The sequence below is a fragment of the Streptomyces sp. NPDC048751 genome, assembly GCF_043198595.1.
In the GTDB taxonomy this organism is placed as follows: Bacteria; Actinomycetota; Actinomycetes; order Streptomycetales; family Streptomycetaceae; genus Streptomyces.
In genome coordinates, this window is sequence record NZ_JBICUX010000010.1 from 274,924 (window position 1) to 297,439 (window position 22,516).

Annotated in this window: 15 protein-coding genes; 4 read left to right on the plus strand and 11 right to left on the minus strand. The window is 72.0% G+C overall.

The window, feature by feature from the left end; genetic code table 11:
* Positions 1-178 precede the first annotated feature (178 nt).
* From ACGFNV_RS30700 to ACGFNV_RS30710, 3 genes are read right to left on the minus strand one after another with little or no spacing between them, the layout of a single operon-like run.
* Entirely contained in the window at positions 179-1,405 is a 1,227-nt protein-coding gene (locus tag ACGFNV_RS30700) for a cytochrome P450 (protein WP_393626777.1), read from the minus strand.
* Positions 1,402-2,379 carry a TauD/TfdA family dioxygenase gene (locus ACGFNV_RS30705; protein WP_393626779.1) on the minus strand — a complete coding sequence of 326 codons (978 nt, stop codon included), beginning with the start codon at positions 2,377-2,379 and terminating at the stop codon, positions 1,402-1,404. Before ACGFNV_RS30705 ends, ACGFNV_RS30700 begins: the two co-directional genes overlap by 4 nt.
* Entirely contained in the window at positions 2,376-6,392 is a 4,017-nt protein-coding gene (locus tag ACGFNV_RS30710) for a PA14 domain-containing protein (protein WP_393626781.1), read from the minus strand. The genes ACGFNV_RS30705 and ACGFNV_RS30710 overlap by 4 nt, the downstream gene beginning before the upstream one ends.
* A gap of 168 nt (positions 6,393-6,560) precedes the next feature.
* Between ACGFNV_RS30710 and ACGFNV_RS30715 the strand changes: the two genes are divergently transcribed.
* A complete protein-coding gene (locus ACGFNV_RS30715; RefSeq protein WP_393626783.1) occupies positions 6,561-7,211 on the plus strand; it encodes a response regulator in 651 nt (216 codons plus the stop codon).
* 56 nt (positions 7,212-7,267) lie between these two features.
* Here ACGFNV_RS30715 and ACGFNV_RS30720 read toward each other — a convergent pair whose 3' ends face one another.
* The 3 genes from ACGFNV_RS30720 to ACGFNV_RS30730 all read right to left on the minus strand — a co-directional run bounded on the left by ACGFNV_RS30720 (position 7,268) and on the right by ACGFNV_RS30730 (position 11,060).
* Complete coding sequence (locus tag ACGFNV_RS30720; RefSeq protein ID WP_393626785.1) at positions 7,268-7,525, minus strand: LysR family transcriptional regulator; 258 nt, start codon at positions 7,523-7,525, stop codon at positions 7,268-7,270.
* A gap of 221 nt (positions 7,526-7,746) precedes the next feature.
* Positions 7,747-10,290, minus strand: a complete 2,544-nt coding sequence (locus tag ACGFNV_RS30725) for an ABC transporter permease (protein ID WP_393626786.1) — start codon at positions 10,288-10,290, stop codon at positions 7,747-7,749.
* Positions 10,290-11,060, minus strand: a complete 771-nt coding sequence (locus ACGFNV_RS30730) for an ABC transporter ATP-binding protein (RefSeq protein ID WP_393626787.1) — start codon at positions 11,058-11,060, stop codon at positions 10,290-10,292. Before ACGFNV_RS30730 ends, ACGFNV_RS30725 begins: the two co-directional genes overlap by 1 nt.
* Before the next feature lie 257 nt (positions 11,061-11,317).
* On the opposite strand from ACGFNV_RS30730, the gene ACGFNV_RS30735 reads away from it, so the two are divergent.
* A complete protein-coding gene (locus tag ACGFNV_RS30735) occupies positions 11,318-12,541 on the plus strand; it encodes a cytochrome P450 (protein WP_393626788.1) in 1,224 nt (407 codons plus the stop codon).
* Between the two features lie 39 nt (positions 12,542-12,580).
* Here the strand turns inward: ACGFNV_RS30735 and ACGFNV_RS30740 are convergent, their stop codons facing one another.
* Both ACGFNV_RS30740 and ACGFNV_RS30745 read right to left on the minus strand, forming a co-directional pair.
* Positions 12,581-14,671 carry an ABC1 kinase family protein gene (locus tag ACGFNV_RS30740; protein WP_393626790.1) on the minus strand — a complete coding sequence of 697 codons (2,091 nt, stop codon included), beginning with the start codon at positions 14,669-14,671 and terminating at the stop codon, positions 12,581-12,583.
* A gap of 72 nt (positions 14,672-14,743) precedes the next feature.
* Positions 14,744-16,297: a tryptophan 7-halogenase gene (locus ACGFNV_RS30745; RefSeq protein ID WP_393626792.1), complete on the minus strand. Its 1,554-nt coding sequence runs from the start codon at positions 16,295-16,297 to the stop codon at positions 14,744-14,746.
* Positions 16,298-16,455: 158 nt separating this feature from the next.
* Between ACGFNV_RS30745 and ACGFNV_RS30750 the strand changes: the two genes are divergently transcribed.
* On the plus strand, positions 16,456-16,695 hold the full coding sequence (locus ACGFNV_RS30750; protein WP_393626794.1) for a DUF6269 family protein: 240 nt from the start codon (positions 16,456-16,458) through the stop codon (positions 16,693-16,695).
* A 98-nt stretch (positions 16,696-16,793) separates the two neighbouring features.
* On the opposite strand, the gene ACGFNV_RS30755 is transcribed toward ACGFNV_RS30750, so the two are convergent.
* Positions 16,794-18,731, minus strand: coding sequence for a BTAD domain-containing putative transcriptional regulator (locus tag ACGFNV_RS30755; RefSeq protein WP_393626796.1), 1,938 nt, complete (start codon positions 18,729-18,731; stop codon positions 16,794-16,796).
* A 217-nt stretch (positions 18,732-18,948) separates the two neighbouring features.
* Here ACGFNV_RS30755 and ACGFNV_RS30760 point away from each other — a divergent pair, with 217 nt between their 5' ends.
* Complete coding sequence (locus ACGFNV_RS30760) at positions 18,949-19,146, plus strand: hypothetical protein (RefSeq protein ID WP_393626798.1); 198 nt, start codon at positions 18,949-18,951, stop codon at positions 19,144-19,146.
* A 25-nt stretch (positions 19,147-19,171) separates the two neighbouring features.
* Here ACGFNV_RS30760 and ACGFNV_RS30765 read toward each other — a convergent pair whose 3' ends face one another.
* Complete coding sequence (locus ACGFNV_RS30765) at positions 19,172-22,174, minus strand: BTAD domain-containing putative transcriptional regulator (RefSeq protein ID WP_393626800.1); 3,003 nt, start codon at positions 22,172-22,174, stop codon at positions 19,172-19,174.
* A 100-nt stretch (positions 22,175-22,274) separates the two neighbouring features.
* Entirely contained in the window at positions 22,275-22,511 is a 237-nt protein-coding gene (locus ACGFNV_RS30770) for an acyl-CoA carboxylase subunit epsilon (protein ID WP_393626802.1), read from the minus strand.
* Positions 22,512-22,516 lie beyond the last annotated feature (5 nt).

The window sequence follows — 22,516 nt, forward strand, 5'->3', positions numbered from 1 at the left end:
CGACTCATGGAAAACTTCGATGCACCGAGATCCGTGTATCGAAAAATGCTCATCGGCCTTTACGTAAGGGACTTTCGGCGGGGCCGGGTGGTCTTCGGTCCGCGGGAACATGACGAGTGCCCCGCTCCAGGGGAGAGCGGGGCACTCGTTTTCGCACGGCTCGCAGGACGGGGGTTTCCTACGGAGCCGGACGCAGGGAGACGGGCAGACTGCTGTACCCGTGCAGGAAGTTGGAGTGGATGGGGCGGGCCGGGGCGGTCGGCACCACCTCCGCCACATGGGTGCGCAGCGCCGTCAGCAGGGCGTGGATCTCGGCCCGGCCCAGATGGGCGCCGAGGCAGAAGTGCGGCCCGTAGCCGAACGACACGTGTTTGTTGGGCGTTCTGCCCAGGTCGAAGACCTCGGGCCGGTGGAACACCTCTTCGTCGTAATTGGCCGAGCTGTTCCAGAGGGTGACCACGTCTCCCTCGCGGAGGGTCCGGCCGCCGATCTCCACGTCGGTCACCGCCCTGCGGCCGAAGTGCATGGCGGGGGTTACCCAGCGCAGTACTTCCTCGACCGCGCTCTCGACCGCGACCTCGCCCGACTTGAGCCGGCGCCATTGTTCTGGGTGCGCGATCAGCTCGTTCACCGCGCTGATCATCGAGAGCCGGCTGGTCTCGTCGCCGCCGATGATGACGCTGTAGCAGTTGAAGACGATCTCCTGCTCGGTGAGCGGTTCGCCGTCGATGGTGGCCGTGGCCAGCACGCTCACCACGTCGTCGCGCGGGTCCCCGCGGCGCTCCTCCGCCAGGTCGGAGAAGTAGAGGAGCAGTTCGTTGCGGGCGACCAGGGCCTCCTCGTCCGACTGCTCGGCCTCCTCCGCGCTGAGGGCCTGCTTGGTGAGGGAGAGCAGATAGTCCCGGTCGGCGGCGGGGACGCCGAGCAGATCGGCGATGGTCGCCATCGGGATGTGCTCGGCCACGTCCTGCGCGAAGTCGCACGCGCCGCGGGCGACGGCCTCCCGTACCAGTCGGTCGGCCCTGCGGCGCACCCCGTCGACGACGGATTCGAGGACGCGCGGTGCGAAGGCCTTGAGCAGCAGGTTGCGCAGCTCCCGGTGGCGCCGGCCGTCCGTGACGGCGAGCATCTGCCCGGCGGCCGAGTCGCCGCCCTCCAGGAGGGTGGCGAGGACGTTGCCCCGCTCGGAGGTGAACCGCTTGTTGTCCCGGTAGACCTCCATGACGTCCTGGTAGCGCGAGAGGACCCAGAAGCCGGGCACCTCACGTCCCTCGACCGGATGCCAGTGGACCGGGCTCTCGGTTCTGAACCGCCGCCACAGGGCGATCAGTTCGTCCCCGCGGCCGAGGAAGGTCCGTGGTTCGGTGAGGTCGACGGCGCTCAGCGTCGTGGTGGCCGTGGTCATGCCCCGTCCGCCTCGCGCGTGGTCATGGCCACCAGGACCTTGCGGTCGCCGGTGAAGGGACGGCGGCCGTGGGAGGTGAGCAGGTTGTCGATCATCAGCAGGTCACCGGTGCGCCAGGGATGGGCCAGCGTGGTCTCGTCGTACACGCCGAGGACGGTCGCGATCTCGTCGGCGGTGATGGGCGTGCCGTCGCCGTAGTAGGCGTTGCGGGGCAGCCCGTCCTCGCCGCAGATCTCCAGCAGGCCCTCACGGACCGCCTCCGGCAGGGCGTGCACGTGGAACAGGTGCGCCTGGTTGAACCAGACCTTCTGCCCGGTGACGGGGTGCGTGGCCACCGCGGGACGGCGCTGCCGGGTGCGCAGCACGTCGCCGTCCCAGTCGGTCTCGATGCCGTGGTCGGCGCAGTAACTCTCCACGTGGCCCTTGTCGTCGCTCTGGAACCCCTCCTGCCAGGACAGGCCCATCCCGGTGCGGTACGTGCGGGTGTAGAGCACGCCCTTCTCCTCGAACCGGCGGACCAGGTCGCCGGGGAGCCGGCCGAGCACGGCGGTGCTGTCGGCGACCGGGGTCTCGCCGCCGCTGCGCGCGGCGAGCGCGCAGAAGAAGAAGACGTTGTGCGGCCAGTTCTCGGAGTAGGCGCTCTCGTTGTGCTGCGGGATGCTCTGGTCCTGCGGGTACTCGGTGGAGGTGTAGACCTTGCCGGTGACGCGGCTGCGCGGTGTGGAGCGCTCGTTGTACTCCAGGGTGCGGCCGCCGATCTCCTCGGCGAGCTCGGCGAGTTCGGCGTGCTGGACGATGCCGCTCTCCTCCACCATGACCGCCGCGTGCTCGTACATCGCCGAGCGCAGCGCCTCCCGGTTGACCGCGAACCAGGCGCGGTGGTCACCGCCCGCGGAGGGCCGCACCCGCACCAGACGGGTGCCGTGGTGTTCCAGGATCTCGGTGTCGGCGTCGGTAAAGGGCGTCTTCATCATTCCTTCTCCACGTCCAGGTCGTAGCCGTTGATGCTCGTGTGGTTGATCGGGTCACCGGCCGCGTACTCGTAGGGGTTGAGGAAGGGGCCGGCCGCGACCGGGGCGGAGAACCGGCCGAGGGCGGGGTTCAGCACGCGGGTGTCGAGCACCACGCTGTACAGCGATCCCTGGTGCTCGGTGCCCACCTGGTACTGGCCGAGCCATCCGTAGTCGAAGTCGCCGGGCAGGTTGTCCGGCACGTGGCGGGCGTCGACCGTGCCGTCCGACCGGAGCGACTCGCCGTACAGGCCGTACTGGTACAGGTCGCCCTGCTGCCGGCCGGTGTCCCCGGCGACGAGGAAGAGGTCGCCGCGGACCGTCGGAAGGCTCCATGTCGTCCGCCCGCCGCGGTAGGCCTCGGCCTTGACGGACAGGACGACACCGCCCGGCAGTCCGATCACCCGGGACAGCAGCCGCTTGTCCGCGCCCATCACCAGGTCGGGGACCGAGTCCGCCATGTCGGTGTGGCTGTAGCGGAGGTGCTCGGTGCCGCGCGCGGTGGTGGCGTCGCGCGCCATGAGGTGGTCGGCGATGTCCTTGGTGTACGTGACGTCCGCCGCGTCGGGGCCGGTCACGGCGGAGCCGAGGTGGCGTTCGACGGCGTCCTGACGCTGCGTCTGCTCGGTCGCGCCGACGTCGTACCCGAGCAGGTGGCCGTTGAGGGCGTACCTCGCGCCCGTGACGGCGTTCTCGCCGGTGGTCGCGAGCAGCCGGTCGGCGTCGTCGTAGCAGTAGCCGGTGACGGTGGTGCCGTGGGCCGTGCGGTCGGTCAGGCGGACGAGGTTGCCGTTGGCGCCGGCGTCGGCGCGGGCGCCGCTCGGGCAGTCGGCCGGTGCCCGCGCGGTGAAGTCACGGTCGTACTCGTGGCCGGTGACCCAGGCCCGCACGAGCCGGCCCGCCGCGTCGTAGCGGTAGTTCGGTCCGCCGGGCCGGGCGTCCTGGCCGGCCACCGATTCGTCCACGACGGTTCCCGACTGCGACCGGGTGACCTTGGTGGGCCGCTCGGTCCCGTCGGCGAGGACCCAGTTCTTGGCGGTGATCCGTCCGGCCTCGTCGCGGTCCACGGAGAGCCGGACGCCGTTGGCGTAGCGCACGGTCCGTACGGCGCCGGCGGCGTCGTGGTCGGCTGTGGCGAGCTGCCTGCCGTCGAGGACGACCGCCAGGACCCGGCCCGCGGCGTCGTACCGCGTCCGCTCGATCTGCGGGGCGTCGGCGGCGGACGGCGGGGTGACGCGCTGGAGCACGGCCCGGCCCGCCCGGTCGTAGTCGGTCCGCGTACGGGTGCCCTGGCCGTCGGTGTAGCTCACGGCGCGGCCCAGCAGGTCGACGGTGTTGGTCATGGAGTGGTCGTGCTGGGTGGCCTTCATGGTGAGCGGGTCGCCGCCGTACGCGCTGTCGTAGGCGACGCTCCACGCGGGGAGGGTGGAGTTGCCCGGCATGGACATCCGGCTGATCCGGCCGCGTGCGTCGTAGGCGACGCAGGTCCAGTCGGGCCCGCCGAAGTTCACCGCGACCGGCAGGCCGCGTGCGCCGAAGACGTACTTCTCGACCCGTGCGGACCCGTCGGCGGAGGCGGGCAGCGCGATGGACTTGGGCAGTCCGCGCTGGGGGGCCGGGTCGTTCTCCTCCGTGCACGGGTTGTCGGCGCTCTCCGTGGCCCCGTAGTACCGGTAGGTCTTGCGGGCGCCGTTCGGGAGGATCTCGGCGGCCGGGCGGAAGAATTCGTCGAACTCGTAACGTGTGGTCAGGGCGAGGCCCTCGGGGTCGGTCACCAGCGCGGCCGGGAGCCCCAGTTCGTCGAAGCGCGTCCGGGTGGACAGCGGCGGCACTCCGTCGGTGTCCGCGCGCTCGGTCGTCAGGCCCTCCGGACCGAGCACGCTCGTCGTGGCCGGGATCCTGGCGCAGCCTTGGGGGGCGGGGGTGAGCGGGCGCAGGTCCGTGCCGAAGCACGCGCGGGGGCCCGGTCCGTAGGTGCCGGTGGTCGTCCCGGACGCGTCGGAGACCGTCGTGGTCATCCGGCCCGCCGGGTCCGTGCGGGTGAGCGGCTGGTCGGCGGCCGTCCAGGTGAACCGGGTGGTGCGTCGGGTGCCGTCGGTGTCGGTCTCGAGGCGGCCCGCGGTGTCGTAGGTGACCCTGCGCGTCCAGCCCTGCCCGGTGCTCACCCCGGCGACCTCGACCTCTGTCGCTCCCGGGGCGCGGGTGTAGGTGCGCTGCGGCCGCCGGTCGGTACGGGACGGGGAGCCGGCCGGGTCCGGTCCGGTCACCCGGGCCACCGGGGCGGAGTCGCGCCGGTAGTCGACGCGGTACTGGGCGGCCTCGGTGTCGCGCCCGGCGCCCGCGGCGATCCAGTCCATGACGAGGGGCGGACGTACGGTGGTGAGCCGGTGGTCGGCCGTGTAGCCGAAGTCGGTCGTCTCCGCGCCGGGGTTGACGACGCGGCTGAGCTTGCCGTTGCGGTAGTACAGCCGGGTGGTGCCCGCGCCGGGCACGCGGACGGCGCACACGTAGCCCGCCGGTGCCGCGCTGTCGGCGCACTCCGCACTGCCCGCGTAGAAGAACCTGAGCCCCTCGTCCTCGGCGGCCTCGATGCCGGCTGCCGGGTCCTCGGGGGCGGCGGCGCGCCGGCCCGGGCCCGCCGCGGCCGCGGCCTTGCGCCGCGCCTCGACGCCGGGTGCGACGGTGCCCGTAGCCGCGAGTGCCTCGGCGGCGGGCGTCTTCGACAGTCCTACGGCGGCCTGGGAGGACGGCGTCGAGCCCTGCTCCGGTGCCGCGTTGGCGGCGCTGTCGGTGTCCGGTCCGACGGCGGCGGGGGTGACCGTCCAGCCGGGCGGGAGCACCGCGCCGGCCGGTCGCAGCCAGGACGCCGGCACGGGCGCGGCGTGCCCGGCGCCCGCGGCCCACAGCGCGACCTGGCCGTCCCCCGCCTGCCGGCGGTACTCGACCTCGATGGCGTAGGCGCGGCCCGCCTTCAGCGCGAGTCCGCCGCCGTACACCGGGCGGTCGCCGGTGGCGTCGGTGCCCCGCCAGTCGTCGAGGACCGGCTTGCCGTCGACCAGGATCCGCAGCCCGCCGTCATAGGCGCCGCCGAGGCGGTAGGTCCCGTCGGCGGGTACGGCCAGCTGTCCGGCCCATGCGACACGGAAGGCCGCGTCGGGTTCGGCGTCCGGGTAGGGCTGACCGCCCCAGCGGAAGTCGACGCGTGCGTCGGTCCGTACCGTCCTGGGCTTCTCGGCCGCGGCGATCCCGGACTCGGCGTCACCGGCGTAGTACGAGCCGGTCAGCCCGGCCTCCGTGCCCACGGCCTGGGAGTTGTAGGTGAAGGTGGCCCCCAGGGGGGCCGAACCGGTCGGGACCTGGGCGGTGTTGACGGAGGCGGTCGCGTTGCCGGTCGCCAGGTTGACGGTGACGGGGCCCAGGGTGTCCGTGGGGACCGGGCCGCCGTCCTGCTGCGCTCCCAGCCGCTGGTTCACCGCGAAGGTGCGGGCGGCGGCGTCCTTTCCGACCCGGCCGGTGCGGTCCTTGGTCCGCACGGTCCAGGTGTACCGACCGCCGTCCTTCAGCAGTCCCGCAGGAACCTGCCAGCGGGGCGACTTGACCCAGCCGGAGGACGTGACCTGCCCGGTGCGCGGGGTGTCGCCGGAGGCGATCACGAACTCATGGGCCACCGCGCCGTGTTGGCGTTCCGCGACCAGTTCCGGCCGCGTCCCGGTCAGGGTCGCGCCGTCGGCGGGCCCGGACACGGACGGGGCGTTCGCGGCGCCCCCGGCGGGGGTCGTGGCCTGGCCGAACGCCCCGGCCGGCCAGGTCGGCCGGTTCGCGGCCCCGGCCGCGGTGGGCAGCAGCGGCACCCGCGTGGCATCGCCCGGCGCCGCGGCCCGGGCCGCCGTCGGCGCCTGCGCTCCGAGCAGCGTGAAGGACAGCGCCACCGCCGCCGCGACCGCGGCCGGCGCTCTGAGTCTTCTGGTGTGAGCCATGCCCAGTCACCGCTCCAAAAGGGAATTGGGGAGAACGCACCGCGCGGCGGCGCCGAAGGTCCGACGGACTAGATGCTGCCAGCGGCTGAATCCCGACCGAAGTCCGCAGAGAATCTTTGAATACGGATCCGGTGGCTGAAGGAGACGGCCGCCAACTACGGTGCTGACGTGACCACTCGTATACTTCTCGCCGACGACCAGGAATCCGTGCGCGTCGGATTCCGCCTCATCCTGGATTCCCAGCCGGACATGGAAGTCGTCGGCGAGGCCACCGACGGTCTTCAGGCCGTCGAACTGGCCGCGCGGCTCGAACCGGACGTCGTTCTCGCCGACATCCGCATGCCGCGCATGGACGGCCTCGAAGTCACCCGGCGGCTCGCCGGACCCGAGGCCGTGAACCCGGTGCGGGTGGTGGTCGTGACGACGTTCGGACTCGACGAATACGTCCATACGGCGCTGCACAACGGGGCCTGCGGCTTCCTGCTGAAGCGGTCGGGCCCCACGTTGCTGGTGGAGGCCGTGCGGGCCGCGATGGCCGGCGACACCCTGATCAGCCCCTCGCTCACCGTCAGCCTGCTGCAGCACCTGCGGGACGCCGACAAGCCCAAGGCCGCGCCGCCCGCGGAAGCGCTGACGGAGCGTGAGACGGAGATCGCCCAGCTGGTCGCCAGGGGGCTGACCAACGCGGAGATCGGGGCCGAGCTGTTCATCTCGGCCGGCACCGCCAAGACGCACGTCGCCAACGTCCAGCGCAAACTGGACGTCCGCAACAGGGTCGGCATCGCGGCGTGGGTGTGGGGCAGCGGCCTGGCCCGGTGACCGGTACCGGGCCCCGGCTCCGGACCGGGTGGGTCTCGGGCCCGGAGCCAGTGGGGTCACGCCGGTGTGCAGACACCTTTCATACTGTCGATCAGGGCGAGTACGGCACGGGCGGACGGCAATATCATGCGCCCCTCCCGGGTGAGTCTCGCCCCGGTGGAGTCACGGGTGAAGAGTTTGGCGCCCAGCATCTGTTCCAGACACTTGATCTGATAGCTGATGGCGGGTTGCGAATATCCGAGTTCTTTCGCGGCCTGATCCATGCGCCCGATCTCGGCCACGGACACAAATGCCCGGAACTCACGCTCGTGCATCACTCCCCCTGTCCTCGGTGAACACAACGAGTTCGAACAGTTCCGGCTCCCTACCGCCGGAACCGTTTGAATTCCACTCCATAGCAACTCACCTGGACTGGGACGGCAATGGAAGATGCAGGAACCTGCACACCCGCGGTCCTGGTGCCGCCCGGACACGGCGAAGGCGCCTTCGAGAAGCTCTCGAAGGCGCCTTTCGGCCATGGTGCGGCGATGCCGGGTCAGCCGTGGCTGATGGCCGCGAGGACGTTGAGGCGGGACCCGCGCCGGGCGGGGGCGATCGAGGCGATGACCCCGACGACCGCGGCGCCCAGCAGGTAGGCGAGCATCTGCCCCCAGGGGAGGGAGAGCCGGCTGACGCCCTGGTCCTCCATGGCCCGGGCGACGGCGAGGCCGAGCGCGCCGCCGACCACGATCCCGAGCACCGCGCCGAAGAGCGAGATCACCACCGACTCGGTCATGATCATGCGCACGGTCTGGCCCCTGCTGAGGCCGATCGCCCGCAGCGTGCCCATCTCCCGCGTCCGTTCCAGGATCGACAGGGCGAGGGTGTTCACGATGCCGAGGACCGCGATGAGCATCGCCACGGCGAGGAGCGCCTGGACGACCATGAGCATCATGGCGAACCCGCCGCTGAACATCTCGATCACATCGTCACGGGTCTGCACGCTGACCTCGGGGCTGTCCTTGAGCAGCGTCTCGATCTGCGCCCGGGCCCGGGACTCGTCCGCGCCCGACGCCAGCTGGAAGAACGCCTGCGAGGGCTGCTTGGAACGGAAGCCGGCCTCGGCGTCGGTCCAGGGCACGACGATGCCGTTCGAGAGCGTGGAGTCCGCGAAGACGCCGGACACCCGGTAGGTGTGCGCGTCGCCGCGCTGGAACTGGAGGGCGATCCGGTCGCCGACCTTCACCCCGCGGCTCTCGGCGGTGCCCTCGTTCATGATCACGGTGCCGGGGGCCAGTGTGTCGATGCTTCCCTTCGCCGCCTTGAGACCGAGCACCTCGCGGGCCTTCGTCCAGTCCTGCCAGGAGGCGACCGACTGGTCCGCCGTGCCGACCGTGGCCGTGTCCATGGTGACGGCCGCGACCCGCTCGACCCCCGGCACCTCGGCGATCCTGGCCAGCGCGGCCGGGTCGATGGCGGCGGAGGACGCCGAGCCCGCCTCGCCCATGGCCACCAGGTCGGCCTTCAGGTCCCGCCTGATGTCCCCGCTGACGCTGTCCTCGGCGGAGGCGGCCACCGTGCTGATGGCGGTGACCAGCGCCACCCCGATCATCATCGCCGAGGCGGTGATGGCCGTACGGCGCGGGTTGCGGGCCGAGTTGCGGCGGCCGAGGGCTCCGGGCGTCGACCGGGCGAACACCGCCCCGAGCACCTGCACCGACGGCTTGCTGATCAGCGGGGTGAGCAGGGAGACGCCGACGAACGCCAGCAGGACACCGCTGATGATCGTCGAGGCGCCGCCGGACCTGAAGAGCCCGAGACCGAGGAGCACGACGCCGAGGCCGAGCAGGGCGGTGCCGGTCCAGGTCTGCTTGCGGTGCCTGCCCTGCTGGGTGGCCGTCGCCCGGATCACCGCGACGGGGGCGACCTTGGAGGCCCGTACGGCCGGGAGCAGCGCGGACAGCATCGTCACCAGGATGCCCACCGCGAACGAGGTGACCACCGCGCCGGCGGGCACCTGCAACGCGGCGACCTGGAGCCCGTCGGTCGACGAGGCCAGCATGTCGGCGCCGAGTGCCCCGATGCCGCACCCGGCGGCCAGACCCAGGGTCGAGGAGACCAGGCCCACCACGAACGACTCCACGAGCACCGAGCCGATCATCTGCTTGCGACTGGCGCCCAGGGCCCGCAGCAGGGCGAGTTCACGCATCCGCTGGGCGATGATGATCGAGAACGTGTTGATGATGAGGAAGACGCCGACGAACACCGCGACCCCCGCGAAGCCGAGGAGCAGCGTGCCCATCATGTCCAGGATGCCGCGCGACTTGTCGGAGGCCTTGCGGGCCAGTTCCTCGCCGGTCAGCACGTCGTAGCCCGGGCCGAGTTCCTTGGTGAGGGCGGAGCGGACGGTGTCGGCGGAGGCGCCGTCGGCGAGGGTGACCCTGATGCCGGACCAGCCGTCGGCCCGGCCGAGCATCAGCCGCTGGGCGACCGGTTCGGTGAAGGCCACCGTCTGCTCGCCGCCGATGGAGTCCCGGTCCCCGGAGTAGCCGAAGACGCCGGCCACGACGAAGTCCTTCCTGGGCTCGTTCGTCAGCACACCGACCGGGTCGCCCACCTTGAGGCCGGCCTTCTCGGCGAGGCCGGCGTTGACGGCCACCTCGTTGTCGCGGCGCGGCTCGTGCCCGGAGCGCAGCGAGATCAGCTCGCTCTCCGGGCGCCAGCTCTCGCCGTAGCGGGGGCCACCGGTGCCGGGCACCACCTTGCCGTCCTTGCCGATGACCCGGGCGCCCTCGGCGAGGACCATCCCGCTCGCCTCGGCGACACCGGCGACGTCGGCCGCCCGGTCGACGGCCGCCCGGTCCACGGGCGGGACCACCGCCGCGTCGCCGTCGGCCGCGGACTTCACCTTGGGCTTGAGCGCCACATGCAGGTCGATGTCGGCGTAGGCACCGGTGAACTGGGCGTCGATGGACCGGTTCAGGGTGTCCTTGATGACCATGGCACCGGAGACGAACATCACCGCGAGGACGACCGCGAGGCCCGACAGGACCAGTCGGAGCTTGCGGGACAGCAGGCTCTTGAGGGTGAACTTCAGCATCACGACACCCGCGCACTGCTGTCGAGGGAGCGCATCGTGTCGATGACGGCGTCCGCGGTCGGCTCCCTCAGCTCGGTCACGATCCGGCCGTCGGCAAGGAAGATGACGCGGTCGGCGTAGGACGCGGCCCGCGGGTCGTGCGTGACCATGACGATGGTCTGCCCGAGGGTGCGCACCGAGTCCCGCAGGAACTCCAGCACCTCGGTCCCGGAGACGGAGTCCAGGTTGCCGGTCGGCTCGTCGGCGAAGATCACCTCCGGCTGGGAGACCAGCGCGCGGGCGCAGGCCACCCGCTGCTGCTGGCCGCCGGAGAGTTCGGTGGGCCGGTGGCCCAGCCGCTGCGCCAGGCCCACGGTGTCGACCACGCGGTCGAACCAGTCCTTGGACGGCTTGCGTCCCGCGATCGACAGCGGCAGCAGGATGTTCTCCTCCGCCGTCAGCGTCGGGAGCAGGTTGAACTGCTGGAAGATGAACCCGATCCGGTCGCGGCGCAGCTGGGTCAGCTCCTTGTCGGACATGTCGCTCACCCGGGCGTCGCCGATGAACACCTCACCGTCCGTGAGGGTGTCCAGACCGGCCAGCGTGTGCATGAGCGTCGACTTCCCCGAGCCGGACGGCCCCATGATGGCAGTGAACTCACCGGCGGTGAATTCCACGTCCACGCCCCGCAGTGCCGCAACTTGCGCCTCTCCCTTGCCGTACAGCTTCGTCACACCGACAGCACGGGCGACGACCTGACGCTTCGTCGACGTCGGAATGGTCGCGGTCATGACTCACACTCCCCACACGGGTTGGTTCGAACGGTCCATGACCGGAGCACTGTGCACCGTGTCCGGCGGATGCGATGGAGCCTAGAAGCCGACCTGAGGCGGCCACATCTCCCAAACGGCATAGATGTTCCTCCCCCTGACCCCCTCGGTCCGAGCGCAGATAGAACTCTTGAAAGCAGGCCTGCGCCGAACGGCAGAGCGCGCCTAACGTGCCGACCGAATGGGGCTCTCCCGGCGTGACAGCACGGAGGACGGACATGACCGGCACACGGACTCTTTCCAAGTACTGGATGCTCACCAACGAATTCACCCAGAACCCCTATCCGGTGCTCGAACACGTGCGGCGCGAGAGCCCGGTGCGCGAACTGTCGTTCCCGGACGGCGGACGCGCCTGGGTGGTGACGCGCTACGAGGACGCCAAGGCCGCGCTCGCCGACCCGCGTCTCAGCCGGGACATCCACGTCCACTACCGCCTGATGTCCGAACGCACCGGACGCACCATGACGCCCCCGCCGGAGGAGGCGAACCACCTCGCCAACCTGGAGCCGCCGCGGCACACCCCGCTGCGCAGGGCCATCAGCTTCGCGTTCACCCCGCGCCGGGCCGAGGCGCTGCGTCCGAAGGTGGAGCAGATAGCCGACGATCTCCTCGACCGCCTCGGCGAGGGGTCGGAGGCCGAGCTGATCGCCGGGTACGCCGACCCGCTGCCCGTGATCACCATCGCCGAGCTGATGGGTGTGCCGGCCGAGGCCTGGCCCGACTTCCTGCGCTGGTCGACCGCGCTGCGCACCTACTCCCCCACGGACGGCTCCGGGGTCCTCGACCGCAACATCCAGGAACTGTCCGCCTACATGGCCGACCTCATCGCACGCAAGGAACGCGAGCCCGGCGAGGACCTGCTGTCCGCGCTGATCCACGCCGCCCCGGAGAACCGGCTCACCAGCACCGAGATCCTCTCCACCGGCTTCGCCCTGATGACGGGGGGCAACGACACCACCGCCAGCCTGGTCGGCGGGGTGATCGCCGCTCTGCTGACCCACCCGGCGGAGCGGGCGCGGCTCCTGGCGGAGCCCGGCCGCTGGGGCAAGTCGATGGACGAGCTGATCCGTTACGTGAGCCCCATCAGCAACGCGCTGCAGCGCGTCACCACCGAGCCGGTCGAGCTGGGCGGAGTGACCATCCCGGCCGGCGAGGTCGTCGTCGTCTGCGTGATGTCGACCAACCGGGACACGGACCAGTTCCCCGCCCACCCCGACGAGCTGGACCTGGACCGGCACAAGCCGGCCCACCTCAGTTTCGGGTTCGGCATCCACTACTGCTCGGGCGCGCACCTGGCGAAGGTCATCACGGAGATCGCGGCCCGTCGGCTCTTCGAGCGCTTCCCGTCCGCCCGCCTCGCGGTGGCCCCGACGGAGCTGCGCTACCAGCGCAGCGTGGTCGTACGCCCGCTGGAGGCCCTGCCGGTCCTGCTGCGCGGGTGAGAGCGAGGCTCCCCGCGGGGCGCCCTTTGCGCCCCGCGGTCATGTGGTGCGGCGCATCGCGGTGTAGAGGGCCCTCAGCATGAGGATGGCGCTGAGGGCGAGCACGTGGTAGCCGAGCAGCGGGTACAGCTCCAGCTGCCGTGACACCCTGGGGCCCTTGCCCGTGCCGAACACCACCAGCATCACGCCCATCAGCCCGCTGCACGCGGCCATCAGGGTGACCGTCACCTGGTGGATCAGGCCGGAGACGAACCGCCGCTCCCGCTCGTCCGCGAGCCATCTCACCCGTACGCCCAGCCTGCCCTCCTCCAGCGAGGCGCTGATGCGCTCGGCCCGCCGGGGCAGCCTGCGCAGCATCGGCAGCACCGACAGCAGCTCCTGGGCCGCCGCGTGGGTCACGGCCGAGAAGGCCGGGGGGACGAGACCTCCGGCGGAGGTGGCGTTCTTCTGGCCGTCCTCCTTCGGCCTGCGGTACCCGAACCGGTCGGCGAGCAGGCCCACGGCGAACCCCCGTGCCTCCTCCAGCAGGTTGAAGCCCGGGGCGAGCTGGGTGAGGGTCCCCTCGATGGTGGCCAGGGCCCGGAACACCGCGGCGACCTCGGGCGGCACCGCGAGACCGAACCGGGCGAACATACGGAACAGCGCGGTGAACGTCTCCGTGTCGGGCTGCGCCGCCATCCCCAGGTGCCGGGCCATGAAGCGGCCCAACTCCCGCTCCAGCAGCAGCTGGTCGGGCACCATCTCCTCGTGCGTGGTGGCCCGGGTGCCGAGCAGGGTGATCAGGGCGTCGTGCAGCCCGGCCGGGTCGCCGCGGTCCACCGCCACCAGCAGTTCCTGGATGGCGATCTGCACCGACGGGTCGATGCGGCCGACCGAGCCGAAGTCGATGAGGCCGATCCGCCCGTCGTCCAGGAGCAGCATGTTGCCCGGGTGGGGGTCGGCGTGGAAGACGCCCACCCGCAGGATCTGGTGGAGCATCGCGCCGACGGCGGTGCGGGCCAGCGCCTCCCGGTCCAGGCCGGCTCCGTCGGCGGCCGCGCCGGCCCGGTCGAAGGTGACGCCCTCCATCCACTCCTGCACCAGGACCCGCGCCGAGGTGAACTCGTAGTACACCCGCGGAATGCGCACGGGGGCGTCGGAGTCGAGCCCGCCGGTGGCCTTCGCCACGGCGCTGGCGTTGCGCGCCTCGATACGGAAGTCGAGCTCCTCCCGCACCGACTCGGCGAACCCGTCGCCCAGTTCACGCAGACCGAGCGCCTGGGCGGAGCGGAGCCTGCTCTGCAGGCTGCGGCTGACGGCGAGCACGATGTCCAGGTCCCGCTCGACGGTGTCACGGATGCCGGGGCGCTGGACCTTCACGACCACGGTGGGGCCGCCGTGCAGCCGGGCCCGGTGCACCTGGGCGATGGACGCGGCGGCCAGCGGCACGTGCTCGATCCACTCGAAGACCTCGGAGACCGGTTTGCCCAGCTCCTTGTGGAGCACCGCCTCCACCTCCGGCCAGGGCGCCGGTGGTACGTCGCTCTGCAGCCGGCTCAGTTCGTCGATGAAGTGCGCGGGCAGCAGATCGCGTCGGGTGGAGAGCACCTGGCCGAGCTTGATGAGGGCGCCCCCGCACTCCTCCAGGGCCAACCGCGCCGACCTGGCGCACTGCTCGCCGTACGGCCCGGGCCGCATCGCCCGCTGCCAGCCGGTCCGTCCCCTGAGCAGCCGGCCCAGTCCGTGCCGTACGAAGATCCTGCTGATCCGGGAGTAGCGGCGGGCCCGGCGCAGCCGGTCGCCGAGACCCCGCACCGCCTGCAGCGGTCTGGCCCAGCTGCCGTACGGGAGAAAGACCTCCGCGATCGCCAGGGTGACCATTGCGGCGAACAGCGCGAGGGGGATCTGCATGGTGGAGAGCGCGCCCAGGTCCTCCTCGCTGTGCTGCATCGCCTGCCCGTAGACGGCCACGGCGGCCACCCCCACCAGGCCGGCGCCGAGCGCGCGCAGCGGGCCGACCCGGATGCCCAGGAGCCGACGGGAGGCTGTCGAGACGCCCAGGGCGAGAAGGCCGAGCAGGACGGTGGCGGTCAGGGCGATGAGGAGGGTGAGGGGGACGCCGTCGATGACTCCGTTGGCCTGTGCTGCCATGAAACCGCTCCCTCGGTAGGTCGCGGGCCACCCTAGGCGCAGCCGGGCCGAACTCGGACAGAAGTGGCAGCTTCATGCAACCGCGGGCCGGTGCAGCCGACGCAGGTAGGCGTGTGCGCTCGGCAGCGTCTCCAGCAGGATGCGCTGCTGGCGCCGCACCCGGGTGAAGTACTCGCCGGCCGCGCGCCGGGCGTCGGGGCGGTGGCCGATCGAGGCCCGCGGCGCGGGCCGTCCCGCTTGCAGGGCCGCGAGCAGACCGTAGTGCTCGGCCTCACCGGTGTCCGAGGCCAGCCCCGCGCGGTAGGCCTGTACGCACTCCTCCAGCGCGCCGGAGAGGGGCAGTTCGCGCTGGGCCCGCCAGAAACCGGGGTCGGTGCGGGGCGCGGCCGCGTAGTGCAGCTGCACCAGGTCGAGGGCTCGCGCCTGCCGGGCCGCGACGGCCCGGTTGAATCGGGCCGCGGGGACGTCCCTGGCGTCCCGGGAGGGAAAGTCGCGGATCAGCCGGTCGACGGTGTCCAGTGCTTCGGTCAGCGCGTCGCCCCCCAGCGGTTCCACGGAGAAGGCGGACGCCCCCGCCGCGACACAGTTGCCCACCCAGGCGCGGCGGCTGCGCCCGAAGCGGTGGCGCACCTGACGGACCTCGCCGCGGTCCGGGTCGATCCCCCACAGTGCGCACAGCGCGCGGGCCGCCTCGTCCGGGGTCGTCAGGTGTCGGGCGTACACGTGTCCGGCGACGAAGCGGCCGGGCAGCGGCATCTTCCAGGACCAGCCGTGCGGCGACGCCGTCGCGGTGGCGTACGGCTCGATGCCGTGGGTGTCGTCGTCGTGCGGGACGGTGACGGTGACGGCGCTGTCGCACAGCAGCCGGTCGTGCGCGTCCTCGAACGGCTCCCCAAGTGCTGCTGTCAGCAACAGCCCCTGCTGTCCGGTGCAGTCCAGAAAGAAATCGCCGGTGACCGTGCGCCCCTGTTCCGTGTGCAGTGCGGTGAGCATTCCGTTCGCGTCGCGCGAGGTGTCGCGCAGGCGATCACAGAGGACGCCTACTCCGAGCCGCCGTACGGCGATGTCCCGGAGGAACTCGGCGAACAGCCGGGTGTCGGCGTGCCATCCGTAGGAAAGGGCCGCCCGGCCGTCCAGCCAGCGCGGTGATTTCCTCGCGTCCATCAGCGGCGGCTCACGAAAACACGCGTAGTCGTACGGCTCCACGGTTTCCCCGTGAAAGCGCCGGGTCTGCCAGTAGTCGGAGAGCGGGTTCTTCTCACATTCCGGCATATCGGCGTAGGGGCGGTAGAAGTGATCCACGCCGCCGTTCGGGAGGGTGTGCGCCACCGCTTCCGCCGCGCCCGTGGTGCGCCAGTTGACATGGCGGACGGCCGTCCTGAACGAGGCCCGGCAGGCCCTCATCCATGCGCTCTCGGCGACGCCCAACTGGTCGAACAGCACCCGCTGGATTTCCGGCGGGACGGCCGTGACCTGCTCTGTCTCCATCCCGTCCGCGAGCGTCGCCGGCGTCTGGAGGACGGTGACGGAGACCGTCCCGCCGAAGGCGTGCGCCAGCCGGACCGCGACGGTCCAGCCGACGACCGAGCCGCCGACGACGACGATTCTCCTGATGCTGCGCTCCATGACGAAATGCTTTCCGGACCGTCTGTACGGAACCTGTATCGCGCCACGCGAAAACCTGTACGGGGGCGTGGAGAACGAGGCAGGGATTCGTACAGGGAACCGGCCGACTCTGTTTGTGCGGGACCTCGAGGGGCCCGGTCGTCAACAGAGGAGGAAGCATGCGTGAAGACCAGAACGCCCCTGTCCAGGTCCAGCACCCGCTGGAATTCCTCGAATACATCGAGAACCAGGCGGCAAGGGAGCGGGAGGAGCTGCTGCGGGACAGCCCCAGGCCGTGGGCCGAACTTCTCGCGGAATATGTCGACGCACTGAGCGAACTCATCGCACAGGGACACAAGTTCAACAGCCCTCCCGAGATGTACACCCTGGACGAAGGCCACGCGGGCGGCTGCGGCTGATCCCGCGCCGGACGCCACTTCGGGGCCTCCCCCCAAGACCGGGGGAAGGCCCCGAAGGACCGGAGCGGGAGAAGCGGGCGGCGAGAAGCCGTGGGACGTCAGACGCCGACGAGGGCCGTCTCGCTCCGCTCGCGGGCGAAGAGCCGGACGAGCGGCGGGACGCGATAGCGCGCCCAGGTGTCCCCGTCGGCGCTCCAGCCCTCCATCAGACGGGCGTCGGCGAGCTGTTCCAGGAGGTCCTCGGCGTCGTCGGTCGCGGTCCCGAGGACGGCGGCCGCGTCGGGGGCGCTGAGCTGCGGCGGGCCGGACGCGGCCAGGGCGACGAAGGCACCGGCGACGCGGGGCGGCAGTTCGTCGAGGACGCGGCGCAGTCCCGCCGCGACGTCCAGGCTGCCGAGCCGCAGTTCGCCCAGCCGTCGTTCCTGACGCTCCAGGCGCGCGGCCAGCCGGGTCGCGGTCAACTGCGGGCGGGCGGCGAGCCGGGCCCCGGCGATCCGCAGCGCGAGCGGCAGCCGGTCACAGCACTCGGCGATGCGGACGACGGCCTCGGCGTCGTCCCCGATGCGGCCGGCACCCGCGACGGCGGCGAGCAGCCGCACGGCGTCGCCCGGCTCCAGCGGACCGAGCCGCATCAGGCGGGTCCCTTCGAGCGAGGCCAGCGGGGCGCGTACCCCCGTGACGACGATGCGGCTCTCCCCGCAGCCCGGGAGCAGCGGGCGCACCTGGGCGTCGTCGGTCGCGTTGTCGAGGACGATCAGCATCCGCCGGCCGGTCAGCAACGTCCGGTAGAGCTGGGCGCGCTCGTCGAGGGTCGCGGGCAGCCGGTCGGGATCGGCGCCCAGGGCGCGCAGGAACCAGCCGAGGACCTCGCCGGGTTCGCGCGCGCCACCCTCGGTGCGCAGGTCGGCGTAGAGCTGGCCGTCGGGGAAGGCGTCGCGGCAGCGTTCGGCGCAGTGCAGGGCCAGGGCCGAGGTACCGGTCCCCGGCGCGCCGGTGACCACGACGTCCTGCCCTGCGTGCAGCGCGTCGAGCAGCCACTCCACCTCGGCGTCGCGGCCGGTGAAGTCGCGGGGGGCGGCGGGGAGAAGCGTCGGCACCAGGGCGCGCTCCGAGAGTCCCGTCGTCCGCGCGACGGGCGGGCCCTGCCGTACGCCGTCCGCAGGGCAGGCGGCGAGCCGGGCCGGCGCGGGGGCCTCGTCATGGACGGTTTCGGGGTTCCCGCTCCCGCGGGGGCCGCGGTCGGCGCTCTCGGCTTCGTTCCTGTGAGCCGCAGTGCCGGCCGCGCGCTCCGGTGCGGCCGGTGCGGCGAGTGTGCCCCTGAGGATCTCCTCGTACAGCGTGCGCAGTGCCGGACCCGGGTCGATGCCCAGCTCCTCGGCGAGGACGTGGCGTCCCTCCTCGTACAGCGCGAGCGCGTCGGCCTGTCGGCCGCAGCGGTACAGGGCGGTCATCAGCTGGCCCCGCAGCCGCTCCCGCACCGGGTGCAGGGCCACCTGGCGGGTCAGGCCGGGCACGGTCTCGGTGTGGCGGCCCAGGGCGAGCGCGGCCTCCGTGTGGTGCTCCACGGCGCAGAGCCGGGCCTCTTCCATCCGGGTGCCCTCGGCCTCGGCGAGCTGCTCGGTGACGCCCGTGAGGGCCGGGCCGTTCCAGAGGGCGAGGGCCCTCGCCAGCCGGCGCTCGGCGTCGGCGTACCTCCCGGCCCGCAGGTCCGCGCCGCCCGACTCGGCCAGCGCCCGGAAGGTCTCCCAGTCGAACGTGGCGTCGCCGATGTCCATCCGGTAGCCGGGGCCGCTGCGTCGCAGGCCGATCCCGGGGGCCAGGCGGGTGCGCAGTCTCGACACATAGGTGTAGAGCTGGTTGGTGCTGGTCGCCGGCGGGTCGAATCCCCACACCAGCGTGGTGAGCCGCTCGTCGGTCATGACCTTGCCGTGGGCCAGCAGCAGGGCGGCGAGCACCGTGCGCTGCTTGCTGCCGTCGAGGGGGACCGCACGTCCCTGGGACTCGGCCGACACCGAGCCGAGGATCTTGAAATCCATGGCGTCCTCCTCGCTGCGCGGGCCCGCTCCACGCACGGGGCCACCTGCCGCGAAAAGCTACTGAGCTGGTCTTTTTCACCGGTGTCGGAGCGATTTCGTGGCCGCGAAAGCGAGACGAAACCGCCGGAAAAAGCGGTCCTCGTAGCTTTTTCCCCATACCGCGGGGCAACCGCCCAGAGCGGGGTCCGCATCGTGCAGCAACCCTCAGGAGAGTGTCATGCAGCGCTTCGTCATCACCTCGGCCAAGGCAGCCGTCACGACCGGCCTGGTCCTGCTCCTCTCGGCGGCCGGTGCGGGTGCCGGCGCCGCTCAGCTCACCGGATCGCAGACGGACCGGACGGTCGCCGGGACCGTGGTGGACGACCCGTGGACCACCGCGCCGGCCGGGGCCGACATCGACGACCCGTGGACGTGACCCGACCCGATCCGCTCCCGGCCTCTCAGGGCCGCACCAGCTCGAACAGTCCCGCCGGCTCGACGCGCTCCTCCTCACCGAGCACCGTCAGCAGCCGGGTCGTCCGTTCCCGCCAGGACGGCGCGCCGACCTCGGAGAAGAGGTCACCCGCCGTCTTGAAGCAGGCCGCGGCCCCGGCGCGTTCCCCGAGCAGGGCACGCACACAGCCGAGCAGCACCCCGGCCCGCGCCTCCAGGAAACGGTCCGGCACCTTGCCGGCGACCGACAGCGCCAGCTCGAGCACCGCTTCGGCCTCCTCGTTCTTGTCCTGGCGCCACAACGCCTCGCCCAGGGCCCGCAGGGCATGCGCCTCACCACGCCGGTCACCACTGCTGCGTACCAGTTCCAGCGCCCGACGGCAGGCGTCCTCCGCCCGCTCGCCCTCCCCCTCGTGGATCAACGCCTCGGCGAGACGGACCGTGCTCTGCGCCTCCCCCCGTACGCTTCCCAGTCCGCGGCTTCTGGCGACCGCCTCGGAGGACAGCACCAGGCTCGCCTGCGGCCGGCCCCGCTCCAGCTCGATCTGGGCCAGCAGACCGAGCACATGAGCCTCCGCGTAGTGGTCTCCGACCGTGCGGAAGATCTCCAGCGAGCGGTGTCCCAGTTCCCGCGCCGCGCCCAGGTCCCCGCGATGGCGTGCGCACAGCGCCAGGTTGCGCAGCACCAGGGCCCGCCCCTTCGCCCGGTTCTCCCCCTGTTCGTCCTCCAGCGCCTCGAACAGGCGCAGCGCCACGTCGAGATGACCATGGGCGGCCTCGTACTCCCAGCGCACGATCTCCAGCGTGCCGAGCGAGTGCAGCATCACGGCCTCGCCAAGCCGGTCGCCGACCGCCCGCGCGGCGGCCAGCGCCCGGTCGCCGCAGAAACGCCAGTCCTCCAGGTAGTTGCGGTTCTGGAAGAGGGTGACGCTGGTGATCGCCAGGTCCCAGGCGTACGCGGCCTCGCCCTCCCGGGCGGCCTGGTCCACCAGGCCGGTGATCGAGGCGCGTTCGCTCTCGAACCACTCCATCGGGTCCTCGAGCATGCTCTCCGCCAGATGGCCGGGCAGCGGCCGCAGCGGGGCCTGCCCGTGGATGATGGTGTAGTCGCCGCCGTACACCTTGCGGTGGGCCTCGGCGGCGAGCCCCAGCCACGCCCCGCAGGCGCGCCGCAGGGCGGCGCGCCGCTCGTCCTCCGTGTCCTCGGCGAGCGCCAGCTCACGGGCGAACAGCCGGGGCAGGTCCTGGAAGCGGTAGCGGACAGGGCCGGTGGCCGAGGAGAGCGGTACCAGCATCTGGGCGTCGACCAGTTCCTCGATGAGGTCCTCGGCGTCGAACGGATCGATGTCGAGGAGCGCGGCCCCGGCCCAGGAGGCGAAGTCGGGCACGTTCAGATGGCCGAGCAGCCGGAACATACGGGCGGTGGCGGGCGGCAGGTCTCGGTAGCTGAGCCGCAGACCGGCCCGCACACCGCGCTCGTCCGGGCTGAGTTCGTCGAGCCTGCGGTGCTGGTCCTCCAGGCGGGAGACCAGGGTCCGCACCGACCAGTGGGGCTTGGCGGCGAGCCGGGCGGCCGCGATGCGCAGCGCGAGCGGCAGCCGGTCGCACAGGGCGCTGAGCCGGGCGGCGGCCACCGGGTCGGCGCTCAGCCTGCCGTCCGCGGCGACCTTGGACAGCAGCGCGATCGACTCGTCCTGCCCGAGCGCCTCGAGGTTCAGCGGTACGAAGGCGTAGTCACCGGCGAGCGCGCCGCCCATCGGGTCACGGCTGGTGACCAGGACGCAGCAGCGTCCGGAACCGGGCAGCAGGGGCCGTATCTGCCGGAAGGAGCGGGCGTTGTCGAGGACGATCAGGACACGCCGGCCGTCCAGGACGCTGCGGAAGAGCGCGGTGCGCTCGTTGGGGTCGGCGGGGATCTGGGGTCCGGGCACACCGAGGGCGCGCAGGAACCGGTCGAGTACGGCGCCGGGGAGGCTCGGTGCCTCCTCGTCGTAGCCACGCATGTCGGCGAAGAGCTGGCCGTCGGGGAACCGGCCGGCGACCTGGTGGGCCCAGCGCACGGCGAGGGCGGTCTTGCCCACGCCTCCGATGCCGGTGATCGACCCGACGGGCAGCGCCGGTCCGTCCAGGAGGTCCAGCAGCCGGTCCAGGGTGGCGAGTTCGGGGTTGCGTCCGGTGAACGAGGCGACGCTGGAGGGCAGATGGGCGGGCACGGTCGCCGACGGGACCGGTGTCACCGGCTCCACGGGGAGGTTGAGCCGGGGGGAGTCGGCGAGGATCTGCTCGTGCAGTTCCTGGAGCGCGGGCCCGGGGTCGATGCCGAGGTCGTCGGCGAGCACCTTGCGGCCCTCGCGGTAGGTCTCCATCGCCTCGGCGCGCCGCCCCGAGCGGTACTGGGCGAGCATCAGGTGGGCCGTGGCCTGCTCCCGCAGCGGGTGTTCGCGCACGAAGGCGGCGAGTTCGCCGATGATCTCGCGGTGCTGGCCCAGTTCCAGCCGCAGCCCCATGTACTCCTCGTACACGTCGAGCCGCATCTCGGTCAGCCGGGCCGCCTCGGCCTCGACCCGTTCGGCCGGGATTCCGTCCAGGGCGGGGCCGCGCCACATGGCGAGCGCGTCCGCGAAGTGGGCGCAGGCCTCCTCGGGCCGGCCGCTGCGGGCGGCCTCCCGGCCCAGGGCGGCGCACTCGTCGAACTCGACTGCGTCGATGCGGTGTTCACCGGTGAACAGCATGTAGCCGGGGTGGCTGGTGACGAGCATGTCGTCGGCCCCGGCCGCCGCCTTGAGCGTCTTGCGCAGGGCCGAGACGCAGATCGCGATCTGGTTGCGGGCGGTCGGGGGCGGGGTGCCGTGCCAGACGGCGTCGGCGAGCGCGTCGACGGAGACGACCCGGTCGGGAGCGAGCAGCAGCATCGACATGATGGTGCGCTGGCGGGCGCCGGTGAGGACCACCGGCTGTCCGTCGGCACTGATGTCCAAAGGCCCCAGGATCCGGAACACCACCTGAAGCACGAGCTGCCTCCCGATATTGCGGCCGGTCGTCGAATGACCCGTTCGTACCGCTTTTGGACTGACTAACAGAGAGGATCAAGGCCTGCAACGAGGCTGGCAGCTAGCTGCCAGCCGAGCGCCGGGCCGCCATCCAGGAGGCCGGTGGCAGAAGTTCGGGACGGTTCCAGTCCGCGATGTCCGACGCCGGGAGCTGGCCGGCTTCGGTCTCGGCGCCGGCGGTGACCGCCAGAGCGGTGAGCACCGCGGTGACGGCGGCGAGCTCCTCCGCGGAGGGCGTGCCGCTGACGACCTTGAACAGGGTGGGGCCCAACGGCCCGTCGAACACTGACGCCGGCATGGCGG

Coding starts and splice junctions, on each gene's coding strand:
- ACGFNV_RS30700 (WP_393626777.1), bottom strand. CDS start 1,405: ATGACCACGGCCACCACGACGCTGAGCGCCGTCGACCTCACCGAACCA.
- ACGFNV_RS30705 (WP_393626779.1), bottom strand. CDS start 2,379: ATGATGAAGACGCCCTTTACCGACGCCGACACCGAGATCCTGGAACAC.
- ACGFNV_RS30710 (WP_393626781.1), bottom strand. CDS start 6,392: ATGGCTCACACCAGAAGACTCAGAGCGCCGGCCGCGGTCGCGGCGGCG.
- ACGFNV_RS30720 (WP_393626785.1), bottom strand. CDS start 7,525: ATGCACGAGCGTGAGTTCCGGGCATTTGTGTCCGTGGCCGAGATCGGG.
- ACGFNV_RS30725 (WP_393626786.1), bottom strand. CDS start 10,290: ATGCTGAAGTTCACCCTCAAGAGCCTGCTGTCCCGCAAGCTCCGACTG.
- ACGFNV_RS30730 (WP_393626787.1), bottom strand. CDS start 11,060: ATGACCGCGACCATTCCGACGTCGACGAAGCGTCAGGTCGTCGCCCGT.
- ACGFNV_RS30735 (WP_393626788.1), top strand. CDS start 11,318: ATGACCGGCACACGGACTCTTTCCAAGTACTGGATGCTCACCAACGAA.
- ACGFNV_RS30740 (WP_393626790.1), bottom strand. CDS start 14,671: ATGGCAGCACAGGCCAACGGAGTCATCGACGGCGTCCCCCTCACCCTC.
- ACGFNV_RS30745 (WP_393626792.1), bottom strand. CDS start 16,297: ATGGAGCGCAGCATCAGGAGAATCGTCGTCGTCGGCGGCTCGGTCGTC.
- ACGFNV_RS30750 (WP_393626794.1), top strand. CDS start 16,456: ATGCGTGAAGACCAGAACGCCCCTGTCCAGGTCCAGCACCCGCTGGAA.
- ACGFNV_RS30755 (WP_393626796.1), bottom strand. CDS start 18,731: ATGGATTTCAAGATCCTCGGCTCGGTGTCGGCCGAGTCCCAGGGACGT.
- ACGFNV_RS30760 (WP_393626798.1), top strand. CDS start 18,949: ATGCAGCGCTTCGTCATCACCTCGGCCAAGGCAGCCGTCACGACCGGC.
- ACGFNV_RS30770 (WP_393626802.1), bottom strand. CDS start 22,511: ATGCCGGCGTCAGTGTTCGACGGGCCGTTGGGCCCCACCCTGTTCAAG.